This is a genomic window from Ruegeria sp. Ofav3-42 (genome assembly GCF_022347725.1).
GTDB lineage: Bacteria > Pseudomonadota > Alphaproteobacteria > Rhodobacterales > Rhodobacteraceae > Ruegeria.
On record NZ_JAKRGB010000002.1, the window covers coordinates 449386 to 461689 of the forward strand.

Here is a 12304-nt window from a genome sequence, read left to right on the forward strand (position 1 = left end):
ATCACTTGATGCGCAGGATCCTGTCGAGCGAGAGCGGACCCGCGCCATTGATCACGATCACCAGCAGCAGGAATGTCCACATTACGCGCTGATCTACAAGTGTGATGGCGTTGTCGAACAAACTGCCCAACTTTACGCCATGGCCGGTGACGTCGGTTGCTGTCTGCACCCAGATGAAGCCGATCATCCCCACAGCGGCCAGACGCGTGAACAGACCTGCCAGCAGCAGCGCAGGCAGGACGAATTCGGCAATGGTGCCGAAGAAAATTACAATGCGCTGGAACAAGGTCATTTGTGTGACGTCATACAAAACCGCTTCGGCAGCTTTCGGAAAAATCTGACCAAATGCGCCCGCCGACGGCGAAAAAATCGAACCGTCGATTTTTGTCATTGCCGAATTCCAAAAGTAAAACAGCAGGACCGCGATAAAAACTACGCGCGCCAATGTTGGCGTCAACCAGCCAGAGGTCACTTCCAGCCTTCCCAGGGTGTTGTTGTGCAATGAGATCAGGGCAGTCATGTTGCCAGCCTTTCGATAGTCACAGAGGTTATTGCGCCGCCTTGCAATAGCAGCGCCAGAGTGGCCCCAAGGTCAAATTCGGGGAATTCAGCAGAGGTTTTTTCAAACGCTTCGCCAATGGTTTGTCCGGCTTGCACACGCGCGATCCATGCCGCGCCGCCTGTTGGCAGCAGTTGTGGTGTAGGGTCGTACTCGGGCCGGGTGATCAGAACATCCTCGGCTCCGGGGGAGGGTTTCGGGGCATCCTCCTCCGAATTGAAGCGCCAGATCGAGAGCAACGGCCATTCAGAGTTCAAAACCTGCATTGCAGGTGCAAACTCCAGTTGCGCCTGAACGATTTCTTCCGGTGGGATGGAAAGAGCATCAGCTGGGGCTGCCTCACCGTCAGCCGCATGGTACGAACGACGTAATGCCAGTTCCAACCTGGCGACATCCGGTAGATAGCCAATGTGCGAGAGCTGATCCATTCCAGCAAGGAAATCGGGAAATTCGTCGCCGTAGAACATCATCAGCGGGGAGGAGGGCGGATGCTTACGCAGGAAAATCCCCGCTAGCCCGTCCATGTTCTGAGGACCCAACAGGCGCGTGATAACAGGAAAGGCCTGATGCATGGCCTCGGTCAGCGAAACTGCGACGTTGTTGCGATACACGCTGAACCGTCTTCCCGCCGGTTGTTCTGCAGCATCCAGCAGACCGTCCGGAACACCCGCCGACGGATCCAGCAGCGCATCATGGAAAATTGTTTGCGAAACGCTCATGCCGGAATGCGGTCCAGAGCCGCTTGCGCGCGGTCCGCTTCAGCCCGCAAAATTGGCCAGTCTGGTACATCCGTATCCCACTCGATCAGAACGGGTTTGGGGCCAGAGCGCTCCAGCACATAGTCCAGCAAGGTCCACACAGGATCGACCACTTCGCGACCATGGCTGTCGATCAAAAGGGGGCGACCGTGGTCGTCCTCGTCTTCGTCATGGCCGCCAAGGTGTATTTCTCTGACTTTTTCAAGTGGGTAGGCGTCGATGTAACCTTGTGGCGAGAAGTCCAGATTGGTGGCTGACACAAAAACGTTGTTTACATCCAGCAGCAGACCGCAGCCTGTGCGGCGCGCGATTTCGCGCAGGAAGTCGGGCTCGGACCATGTGCTTTCTTCGAAAGCCAGATAGCTGGATGGGTTTTCCAGCAGCATCTGCCGTCCCACGGTTTCCTGAACCTCGTCGATATGCGCGCAAACTCGGGCGAGCGTGTCGTCGGTGTAGGGCAGGGGCAGAAGGTCGTTCAGAAAATGGCTGTCATGGGTCGACCACGCCAGATGCTCGGAAAAGCTGGCCGGGTTCAGCCATTCTACCAAGTGCTTCAGGCGTGCAAGATGATCGGAATCCAGAGGGCCCTCTCCACCGATAGAGAGGCCGACGCCATGGACCGAGATCGGAAACTGCTGAGAAAGATGGCGCAGCTGCGCAAGCGGCCTGCCGCCATCGCCCATGTAGTTTTCAGCATGAATTTCAAGCCATGCGACCGGTTGGGCGTGGTCCAGAATCTGTTCGAAGTGCTGAGGTTTATACCCGACACCCGGCGCGGCGGGCAGTCTGTTCGATCGAAGTGAACTATCCAGCATGTGCAAATCCTCCGGTCACGAAAAGAGGCGGGCGATAATGCCCGCCCCTTCGGTTCTCAGATGCTTGGCCTTATGCCGGCAGATCGCGTTCCAGCGGCTCCAGCGAACCTTTGCGGTTGTCCGGCAGTTCGATATCGGCGCAGGTGCCTGCGTCGACCAGTGTCCAGGCGTTGCCCTGATAATCAACGGTCGAAGTGCCCGCGCAGGTGGTGCCGGGACCAGCGGCGCAGTCGTTCTGACCGGCCAGCGAAACGCCATAGCATTTCTCTTTGGCTTGGGCGGAGGCAGTGGTTGCAACACCCGAAACGGCTGCGGCGACTGCGCTTGCGATAACCAGGGTTTTTGCGGTGTTCGACATCTCGGTAATCCCTTTTGATGACTGCGTATGTCTTCTTGTGACAATGACAAAGGTAGTAGCTTAATCGGGGCAGGTGAATTCACGAGCCCGTGTCTCACAACCCCGTCAAAGAGCGTAATGCCCTCTTGAAGGTTAACAAATTGTTTTTGAAATGAAAAATGGAAATTGTTTCAATCCGGCCCCGAATTTGAGGCCGGATTTCGGGCGATTTGCCGCCGAATGTTACAGAAGGTCAGGCGGGGTCGCGGCCTGAGCCAGTTCCTTTGTTACAGCCTCAAGCGATTGAACCTGCGTCTGTTTTTCTCCGAGGCGGCGTACAGTTACGGAGCGCTCGTCAACTTCGCGGTGACCGACGGCCAAAATGATTGGCACCTTGCCGACCGAGTGCTCGCGGACTTTGTAGTTGATCTTCTCGTTGCGGATATCCGCCTCGGCGCGGACGCCTGCAGCTTTGAGGGTGTCTACCACTTCCAGCACATAATCATCCGCCTCGGACGTGATCGAGGCGACAACCACCTGACGCGGGGCCAGCCAGAACGGCAGCTTACCGGCGTGTTCTTCAATCAGAATGCCGATGAAGCGTTCGAACGAGCCAAGCGTTGCCCGGTGCAACATGAACGGACGGTGCTTGGCACCATCGGCGCCGATAAAGCTGGCGTCCAGACGCTCGGGCAGGTTGGGGTCAACCTGCAGGGTACCGCACTGCCAGTCCCGCCCGATTGCGTCGGTCAGGGTAAACTCCAGCTTTGGACCGTAGAATGCGCCTTCACCTTCAAGAGTCTCGTAGTCATACCCAGCAGCTTTACAGGCATCCCCCAGAGCTTTTTCGACCAGATCCCAGCTATCGTCCGACCCGATGCGTTTTTCCGGGCGGGTGGAAAGCTTGATGGTCCAGTTGTGGAAACCCAGATCTGCATAGACCTTGGACAGGAACGCAATGAACTTGGCGGTCTCGGATTCGATCTGATCCTCTGCACAGAAGATGTGGCCATCGTCCTGGGTAAAGCCACGCACCCGCATGATCCCATGCAGGGCCCCCGAAGGTTCATAGCGGTTGCAAGAGCCGAATTCCGCCATGCGCAGGGGCAGGTCGCGATAAGACTTCAAGCCCTGATTGAACACCTGCACGTGGCAGGGACAGTTCATTGGCTTCAGCGCGTTGATCGCTTTTTCGCGGGCGTGTTCCTCGTCGACTTCAACGATGAACATGTTTTCCTGGTACTTGTCCCAGTGGCCCGAGGCTTCCCACAATTTGCGGTCGACGACCTGAGGGGTGTTGACCTCAACATAGCCGTCACGCTCCTGCATCCGGCGCATATAGTCTTGCAGCGTGGTGTAGATTCTCCAGCCGTTCGGATGCCAGAAGATTTGGCCGGGGGCCTCTTCCTGCATGTGGAACAGGTTCATCTCGCGGCCCAGCTTGCGGTGGTCGCGTTTGGCGGCCTCTTCAAGCATATGCAGGTGCGCTTTCAGCTTTTCTTTGCCGGTGAAAGCCACGCCGTAGATCCGCTGCAACATCGCGCGCGAACTGTCGCCACGCCAATAGGCGCCAGCAATGCTCATCAGCTTGAAGGCGTCACCCGGCAGTTGGCCGGTGTGCTGCAGGTGTGGGCCACGGCACAAATCCTGCCAGTGGCCGTGCCAGTACATGCGCAGCGGCTCATCACCCGGAATGGATTCGATCAGCTCGACCTTGTAGGGCTCGTTATTGGCCTTGTAGAATTCGATCGCGCGCTCGCGGTCCCAGACCTCGGTGGTGACGGGGTCCCGCTTGTTGATGATCTCTTTCATCTTTTTCTCGATGAGGCCGAGATCTTCGGGCGTGAACGGCTCTTCCCGGTCGAAGTCGTAATACCAGCCGTTGTCGATCACGGGGCCGATGGTGACCTTGGTTGCGGGCCAGATTTCCTGAACCGCTCGTGCCATCACGTGCGCCAGATCGTGGCGGATCAGCTCGTTGGCCTGTTCCTCATCCTTCATGGTGTGAATGGCGATGTCGGCATCCGCATCGATGGGCCATTGCAGGTCCCAGTGCTTGCCGTTCACCGTGGCCGAGATGGCTTTTTTAGCCAATGAAGTCGAGATATCGGCAGCCACTTGCGCGGGCGTTACGCCTGCGTCGTAGGATCGTGCATTGCCATCGGGAAAAGTAAGGGAGACTGACTGTGAGTCCAGGGCCATATCGGCTCTCCTCGTCGGTTTGGCGCCCACTGAACGCCCGGTTGCGGGTTATGGTGTTCGCCCCATGTGGCAGTTGCAGCATGACCTGTCAAGCACTCAACGGCGCCATGTTTGACGCAGCGGGAGGTTGGAAAACGGTAATTGCAGCCACGGGGCAGCCGTGCATGATGACCATCAAAGAGAAAGAGGGCGACATGGCAGCGACGGATTTTCTGAACACGGCGCAGGGGCGACGACTGGCGTATCACAAAAGCGAAGGGGCAGGGCCGACCATCGTGTTTCTGGGCGGGCTCAAATCCGACATGGAAGGCACCAAGGCGGTGCATCTTGAGGCCTGGGCCAGGGCGCGCGGTCAGTCGTTTTTGCGGTTTGATTACTCCGGTCACGGCGAAAGCTCGGGTCAGTTCGAGGACGGCTGCATCGGCGATTGGCATGAGGACACTGTGGCGGCCGTGACCGAGCTGACGGTTGGGCCGCTGGTCGTTGTCGGATCGTCGATGGGCGGCTGGCAGGCGCTTTTGCTGGCAAAGGCGATGCCTGAACGGATCGTGGGTATGGCAACGATCGCTGCCGCGCCGGATTTCACTGAGGATGGATATTGGGCGTCGTTCTCTGACACACAAAAACAGGTGTTGGAGACTGAGGGCTATGTCGAATTGCCTTCGGACTACATGGAGCCGTACATCATCACGAAGCGCATGATCGAGGATGGCAGGCAGCAACTGGTCCTGCGCGATGCGTTGGATCTGCCGTTTCCGGTCCGCTTCCTGCAAGGCACGGCGGACACTGCGGTTTCCACCGAGACAGCGGTTCGTTTGCTGGAGCATGCTACAGGGCCAGATATGCGTCTGTTCCTGGTCAAAGATGCGGATCACCGGTTTTCCGACGGGCCTTGCCTTGAGATAATCGAAAATGCCGTGCTGGAAGTGATGGGCCAGCAATGATCCGGCGTTTTGGCAGGGGACTTGGGCGCCTGTTGCTGGCGCTGGTTGCCTTAGGTGCGCTTATCTACTGGTTTGGTCCGCGTGAGGATGTGAACCTGAACCCGTCCTTTGAGCCGCGCAAATTCGGCGAGGGCGTGCAGGTCTATTTCGAAAGCACCGAGGCCGCCCATAACGACATCGTCCCGGGTGTCGAGAAACGAGTGATCTGGCAGGACGGGTTCAAAGAGCAACGAACGCCGGTTTCTATTCTGTACGTCCATGGGTTTTCCGCCTCGTCCGAGGAAATACGGCCGGTCCCCGATATGGTCGCCGGCGCGCTTGGGGCCAATCTGGTCTACACCCGACTGCAGGGTCACGGCCGGAGCGGGGAGGCGATGGCCGAAGGCACCGCCTCGGGTTGGATGCAGGACATGGCCGAAGGGTTGGCGTCCGCGCGCGCGGTCGGGGATCAGGTCGTCGTGATAACGACCTCAACCGGTGGAACGCTGGCCGCGGCGGCGGCGTTGGATGACGGGCTAATGGAAAACGTGGCGGGTCTGGTCTTTGTCTCTCCGAATTTCGGTGTGAACTCGCCGGGCGCGTGGATACCCGGCCTTCCGTGGGCGCGGACTTGGCTGCCGATGATCATGGGTGACGAGCGTGACGTTTCCGGGCCGGACCCGGAAAAGAACAAGTATTGGTCGTCGGTCTATCCATGGGAGGCCGTTGTTCCGATGACCGTTTTGGTCGAAACCGTCTATGCGCTGGATTTTTCACAGGCTAACGTACCGGCACTGTTTTGGTTTTCTGATGACGATCAGGTTGTGCGTCCGGACCTGACCCATAAAGTGGCAGAGGCTTGGGGCGGCCCGGCACAAGTGCGGACTGTGACGATGGGGCCGGGCGATGATCCGTCGTCCCACGTTATCGCGGGGCGTCTGATGTCGCCGGGACAGACCGATGACGCCGTTGCGGGTATTCTGGGCTGGTTGAAAGAGCAGGGGATTGAATGATGGAACAGCGTGTCAGCTTGATAACAGTCGGGGTCGAAGACCCGGAGGCTGCCGCCACATTTTATGAAAAGATCGGCTGGAGGCGTGTGGACAGCCCGGACGGTGTGATTGCTTTTGATCTGATCGGACAGACCCTTGGCCTGTACCCTTTGCCCGCGCTGGCCGATGAGATTGGCGTCGATGTCGGAACGTTGGGCCGTGGGGCGCTGACCCTCAGCTACAACTGCCGGTCAAAAGAAGAGGTTGCACAGGTGTTGAGCAAGGTCGAGGAGGCCGGTGCCGAAGTGCTGAAACCGGCGTCTGATGTGTTCTGGGGCGGACACCACGGCTATTTTCGTGCACCCGAAGGAACGATCTGGGAGGTCGCTTTCAACCCGTTCTCGCCGCTTGCACCCGATGGCGCGTTCCGCTGGAACGGGTACGGATAATGCGCAAGCCGGGCAGCATGTGGAGCCTTGAAACGCTTGGCCGCGTGCGCCTGTCCCGGCACTTCTTCATGCGGGATTTCCTGTATTCCGAAATCGGGAATTTCCATGAAAAACAAAATCTTCCCGAATGTCCCGACCTTGCCATCGAGACCGGTCAAGCATTTTGCCAGACCCTGCTGGACCCTTTAGAGGAAACCTTTGGTCGGATAGCCGTTCGGTCCGGCTATCGCTCTCGTTCGTTGAACCGGTTCGGGAATGAAAACAGGCTGAATTGCGCGCGAAACGATAATCCGCTGGAGTGCCATATCTGGGACTGGGGCACCGGCGATGACCGGGTTGCGGGCGCGTCCATCGTTGTTCCCTGGTTTGCAGACCGTTATGCAGAAGGGCGGGATTGGCGCGACCTTGCGTGGTGGATGCACGACCATCTGGATTATTCCGAAATCTGGTTTTTTCCCAAATTGTGCGCGTTTAATCTGGTCTGGCGTCCTAACCCTCAGAAGCGTATCGACAGCTATATCGCCCCGCGTGGATGCCTGTTGCGTGCCGGGGCCGAACCGAGAGAAGATCTGCAAACCCGACAGACGCGCTACGCGGACTTCCCTGCATTCCGGGGCATTGCTTACCCGTGAAGTTTGACTTGCCCGCGCCGGAAAAACCTCTCATCCTGAGAAAAAACGAAGCCGCCCGTGAGGTTGAGACGAAGGAGGCCGCGCTTGATCGAGCCGCTGGTTCTACTGCCCGGATTGATGTGCGATGCAAGGGTTTTTAGCCCTCAGATCGTCCACTTGTCTCGTCAGCGCGCCGTCACTGTTGCTCCGGTTTCATTAGGGGAGAGGATCGAAGAGATCGCCTCGGGCCTATTGGATCAGTTGCCACACCGATTTGCACTGGCCGGGCTGAGCATGGGGGGCGTGGTCGCACTGGAACTTGTCCGCCGCGCGCCTGACCGCATTTCGCGCCTTTGCCTGATGGCCACGGATGCGCAGGCGGATACCCCTCAGATCGCGGCAGCCAGAGAAGAGCATATGGTCGGCGCGAAGGCCGGGAGGCTTGAAGACGTTATGCGCAAGATCTTGGGGTCCGACACCTTGGCCCCTGGGCCAAAACGCGTTCCCATTCTGAATGAAGTAATTGCCATGGCGTCAGATCAGGGGGCGGACGTGTTCCAACGCCAGATGAGGGCTTTGCAGAGGCGCCCGGATCAGCAAGGGGCGCTGCGAATGATCAAGGTGCCTACGCTGGTTATTTGTGGGGCGCATGACTCGGTGATCCCTGTGCGCAAACATGCCTTCATGGCGGATCTAATACCGGATGCGAAACTCAAGGTTATTGACGATGCCGGGCATTTGCCAACGCTTGAAACCCCTCAGATCGTCAATGAGTTGCTGGAGAATTGGTTAAGCACACCCGCGCGGGCTTCTTACGGGTAGAGGGCCGCGCGTTCGGCCTTGCTGAGGATCACTGGTTTGGCAACGGGTTCAGCGGTTCCCGGATCGAAGAAGGGCGTGTTTTTCCAGCTGCCCGACAAGCGCGATTTCGCGACGCGTGTCAGTAAACCGTAGATGGCCGATCCAATTTTTTCGTGAGATTGCTTCCCATTCCCCTTGGGTACAAATCCGCGAGTTGTGATCGGCCCCAGCCCACTGGGGTCGGGAATGCGTTTCACGATAAAGCCGACAAATGGAAATTTCGGTGTTCGCGTCGTGGTGCCCAGCGGAGCATTGCAACACCCGGCATACCAACGCAGCATTCCATTGGGGCTGAGTTGCATCAGAGCAAGATGCTCGGCACCGCTGTCGAAAATGATATCTTCCGGAAGCGTCTGCAGGATTTCAATGGGCTCAGGAGCCGGATCGGGTTGTCCAAAGTACAATTGAGCGGCGCGGCAATCGTGGCAATAGCACGCGGTATGCGTACCATGTTTCACACCCGCCGCTGTGATCCGTCCGCGTAAGGAACCACATGAGCAGGAAAACGGGGTTTCTGTCGCCGTTTTCCTGCTCATTGATCTCAGGCTACTTTGTTCTTATTCGCCGCGCGGCGCTGTGGTTCGCGCGCGTTGGCGTTCATGAAGTCAATCACAAGAGGCCGGATATTGTCGCGCCAGCTGCGGCCCGCGAAGATACCGTAATGGCCAGCACCCGGTTCGACATGGCTTGCCTTTTTGGCGTCCGGCAATCCGGTGCACAGGTCAAGCGCGGCAATACACTGACCAGGTGCCGAGATGTCGTCATTTGCACCTTCGACCGTTTTGACCGCTACATCGGTGATTTTGCCGATATCTACCTTGTGACCTGCAACAATGAACTCATTGCGGGCGATCTCGCGGTTTTTGAAGACGCGTTCGACGGTCGACAGGTAGAATTCAGCGGTCATATCCATGACAGCCAGATATTCGTCATAGAATCTGTTGTGTGCATCGTGGTCCGAGGATTCGCCCCGCATCACGCGCTGAATCTGGTCCGAAAACGCCTTGGAGTGGCGGTCTGCATTCATCGACATAAAGGATGCCAGTTGCAGCAAGCCGGGATACACCATGCGACCGACGCCTTTGTATTTGAAGCCGACGCGCTGGATCATGGTTTCTTCCAACTGCCCCATGGTAACGCGGGCACCGAAATCGGTCACGTCCGTCGGGGTGGCATCGGGATCCACCGGGCCTCCGATCAGGGTCAGCGTGCTGGGCTGCGCTTTGGGGTCCACCTCGGCCAGATAGGCAGTCGCGGCCAAAGTCAGAGGTACGGGCTGGCAAACGGCGACAACATGTGTTTCGGGGCCGAGCTCTTTCATAAAATCGACAAGGTACAGCGTGTAATCCTCGACATCGAACTTGCCTTCGGAAACGGGAATATCACGCGCATTATGCCAGTCGGTAACATACACTTCGCAATTGACCAGAAGGCTTTTGACGGTCGAGCGCAACAAAGTCGCATAATGCCCGGACATTGGTGCGACCAACAGCACCTTACGGGGTTGTTCTTCGCGGCCATTGACGCGAATATGGATCAGGTCGCCAAATGGGCGCTCCATTACGGGAACAATATCAACAAGGTGGTCTTTGCCATCCTCACATGTAAACGTACGAATACCCCAGTCCGGCTTTGCGATCATGCGCTGAAAAGTGCGCTCGGTCACTTCGCCCCATGCCGCCATCATACTGAAAGCAGGGTTGGGTATCATGGAAAACAGAGGGTAAGACGCCATGGCGCTGGCCGTTGCCCCCATCCATTGGTTCGTGTTGCGCATGGTTTCCATAAGATCGTAGGTCATCATGTAGCGCATATAGGGGGCCTCCTGGCTGCCGGTGTGAGTGTCGGACCATTCGTCGCTTTGCTCCCCAGGCCCACGACGATTATTCTGCATAGCAGCGAGGTTAGGGTGGAATTGTTAAAATGACAACAAGTGAAAACCAGACACCGGATATGTCCCCGGAACACCTTGAACGACTTAAGGAAAATATGGACAAAGTCGAAGAGCTGTCAAAGCGGCTGGTCGAAGTTATGGCCGGAAAGAAAGGGCATAACCCGGCCTTAGACGGTCCGAATCAAGAACTTTATGCAAAAGCAGCATCGGCCTATTGGGCGGAAGCCATGCAAAACCCCGCCAAGCTGCTTGAGCAGCAGATCGAGTTCTGGGGAAAGTCCGTTCTGAACTTTGCAGAAGCTCAGCAGGCGCTGACCAAAGGCGAATCCGATGACGACAACTCCGGGCCTGTGGATAAGCGGTTTTCGAACCCATTATGGGAGACCAACCCCTATTTCCGGTTTATCCGCCAGCAGTACCAGACCAATGCCGAGGCGATCTCGCAAGCCGTGGCATCGGTTGAAGATCTCGACACCACAGATAAACAACGTCTGAAGTTCTTCTCGCAGCAGATCATAGACATGATGTCACCTACGAATTTTCTGGCGACAAATCCAGACGCGCTGGAAAAGGCGGTCGAGACGGAAGGGCAGTCGCTGATCAAGGGGCTGGAAAACCTTGTAGCGGATCTGGAGGCCAATGACGGCGAGATGGTCGTCAAGCTGGCAGACGACAGCGCATTCGAGGTCGGCGGCAATATCGCGACGACTCCGGGTGATGTGGTGTACCGAAACCGTCTGATGGAGCTGATCCAGTATAGTCCTGCGACCGAAACGGTTCACGAAACGCCGCTGATTCTGTTCCCGCCGTGGATCAACAAGTTTTACATTCTGGACCTCAAGGCGAAAAACAGCCTGATCAAATGGGTGACGGAACAAGGGTATACTCTGTTTGTCGTCAGTTGGGTGAATGCAAATGAAGCCCACGCCGATATCGGGATGGAAGATTACATCCAAGAAGGGCTCCTGACCGCAATTGAAGAGGTCAAATCCATCTGCAAGGTCAAGCAGGTCAACGCGGTCGGCTATTGCATCGCGGGAACGACGTTAAGCCTGACCCTGTCGCTGCTGAAACAGCGCGGCGACAAATCCATCAAGTCGGCGACGTTTTTCACGGCTCTAACCGATTTCGGAGATCAAGGAGAGTTCACGCCTTTCCTGCAGAACGATTTTGTGGACGGCATCGAAGATCAGATCTCGAAGGACGGCGTGCTGAAAGCTTGGGTCATCGGACGCACCATGTCGTTTCTTCGGTCCAAGGACCTTATCTATGGGCCGGCGATCCGCAGCTATATGATGGGCGAGACGCCTCCGGCGTTCGACCTATTGTTCTGGAACGGGGACGGGGCCAACTTGCCCGGGCGCATGGCCGTCCAATACCTGCGCGGGCTGTGTCAAAGAAATGACTTCGTCACAGATGGGTTTGAGCTGTTGGGGCACAAGTTGCATATCCGGGATGTCGATGTGCCTTTGATGGCGATCACCTGCGAAACGGATCACATCGCGGCGTGGAAGGCATGTTATCGCGGCGTGCAACAGATGGGGTCGCGCTCCAAGACATTCATCGTGTCGGAATCCGGGCACATCGCCGGGATTGTGAACCCGCCCAGCAAAAAGAAATACGGCCACTATACGAACTCCGATCTGAAAGTGGATGCCGACACCTGGCTTAAAGAGGCCGAGTTCCACGACGGCTCCTGGTGGCCAAGGTGGGAAGCCTGGCTCAAGAAGCGTTCCGGCAAACAAGTACCCGCGCGTGAGACCGGCGATTCGAGCCATCCGTCGCTGTCACCGGCACCCGGAACCTATGTGTTGGCCAAAGCAACCAATTGATTTTCATGCCGATTTGAAATTTTTTCTGCACCGCAGCAAGAAAAAACTTGCAATGCTGCGGTGCGGCAATC

General features: G+C 57.2%; 13 protein-coding genes. 6 read left to right on the plus strand and 7 right to left on the minus strand.

The features are described 5' to 3' along the window. Position 1 precedes the first annotated feature (1 nt). The 5 genes from MHN28_RS05015 to thrS form a co-directional block, all read right to left on the minus strand. On the minus strand, positions 2-520 hold the full coding sequence (locus MHN28_RS05015) for a DoxX family protein (protein WP_239336690.1): 519 nt from the start codon (positions 518-520) through the stop codon (positions 2-4). Continuing rightward, positions 517-1278 (minus strand): DNA-binding domain-containing protein, encoded by a 762-nt coding sequence (locus MHN28_RS05020; RefSeq protein ID WP_239336693.1) that lies wholly within the window; start codon positions 1276-1278, stop codon positions 517-519. The genes MHN28_RS05015 and MHN28_RS05020 overlap by 4 nt, the downstream gene beginning before the upstream one ends. Next, positions 1275-2132 (minus strand): DUF692 family multinuclear iron-containing protein, encoded by an 858-nt coding sequence (locus MHN28_RS05025; protein ID WP_239336695.1) that lies wholly within the window; start codon positions 2130-2132, stop codon positions 1275-1277. The genes MHN28_RS05020 and MHN28_RS05025 overlap by 4 nt, the downstream gene beginning before the upstream one ends. 70 nt (positions 2133-2202) lie before the next feature. Beyond that, positions 2203-2490 carry a DUF2282 domain-containing protein gene (locus MHN28_RS05030; RefSeq protein WP_239336697.1) on the minus strand — a complete coding sequence of 96 codons (288 nt, stop codon included), beginning with the start codon at positions 2488-2490 and terminating at the stop codon, positions 2203-2205. 222 nt (positions 2491-2712) lie between these two features. Then, the gene (gene thrS, locus MHN28_RS05035; protein ID WP_239336699.1) at positions 2713-4671 is read right to left on the minus strand and encodes a threonine--tRNA ligase; all 1959 of its coding nucleotides are present in this window, start codon (positions 4669-4671) and stop codon (positions 2713-2715) included. Between the two features lie 194 nt (positions 4672-4865). Here thrS and MHN28_RS05040 point away from each other — a divergent pair, with 194 nt between their 5' ends. The 5 genes from MHN28_RS05040 (at position 4866) to MHN28_RS05060 (ending at position 8468) form a co-directional block, all read left to right on the plus strand. Further along, the gene (locus tag MHN28_RS05040) at positions 4866-5615 is read left to right on the plus strand and encodes an alpha/beta fold hydrolase (protein WP_239336855.1); all 750 of its coding nucleotides are present in this window, start codon (positions 4866-4868) and stop codon (positions 5613-5615) included. Then, positions 5612-6607 carry a carboxylesterase gene (locus MHN28_RS05045; protein WP_255732058.1) on the plus strand — a complete coding sequence of 332 codons (996 nt, stop codon included), beginning with the start codon at positions 5612-5614 and terminating at the stop codon, positions 6605-6607. The genes MHN28_RS05040 and MHN28_RS05045 overlap by 4 nt, the downstream gene beginning before the upstream one ends. Continuing rightward, complete coding sequence (locus MHN28_RS05050) at positions 6607-7035, plus strand: VOC family protein (RefSeq protein WP_239336857.1); 429 nt, start codon at positions 6607-6609, stop codon at positions 7033-7035. The genes MHN28_RS05045 and MHN28_RS05050 overlap by 1 nt, the downstream gene beginning before the upstream one ends. Before the next feature lie 17 nt (positions 7036-7052). Next, complete coding sequence (locus tag MHN28_RS05055) at positions 7053-7667, plus strand: hypothetical protein (protein ID WP_239336858.1); 615 nt, start codon at positions 7053-7055, stop codon at positions 7665-7667. 84 nt (positions 7668-7751) lie between these two features. After that, entirely contained in the window at positions 7752-8468 is a 717-nt protein-coding gene (locus MHN28_RS05060; protein WP_239336702.1) for an alpha/beta fold hydrolase, read from the plus strand. Here the strand turns inward: MHN28_RS05060 and MHN28_RS05065 are convergent. Both MHN28_RS05065 and phaZ read right to left on the minus strand, forming a co-directional pair. Beyond that, positions 8459-9043, minus strand: a complete 585-nt coding sequence (locus tag MHN28_RS05065) for a DUF6151 family protein (RefSeq protein ID WP_239336705.1) — start codon at positions 9041-9043, stop codon at positions 8459-8461. The two genes, MHN28_RS05060 and MHN28_RS05065, sit on opposite strands and share 10 nt — an antisense overlap. Positions 9044-9048: 5 nt before the next feature. Further along, positions 9049-10320 (minus strand): polyhydroxyalkanoate depolymerase, encoded by a 1272-nt coding sequence (phaZ, locus tag MHN28_RS05070; protein ID WP_239336708.1) that lies wholly within the window; start codon positions 10318-10320, stop codon positions 9049-9051. Between the two features lie 110 nt (positions 10321-10430). Between phaZ and MHN28_RS05075 the strand changes: the two genes are divergently transcribed. Then, positions 10431-12233, plus strand: a complete 1803-nt coding sequence (locus tag MHN28_RS05075) for an alpha/beta hydrolase (protein ID WP_239336711.1) — start codon at positions 10431-10433, stop codon at positions 12231-12233. Positions 12234-12304 lie beyond the last annotated feature (71 nt).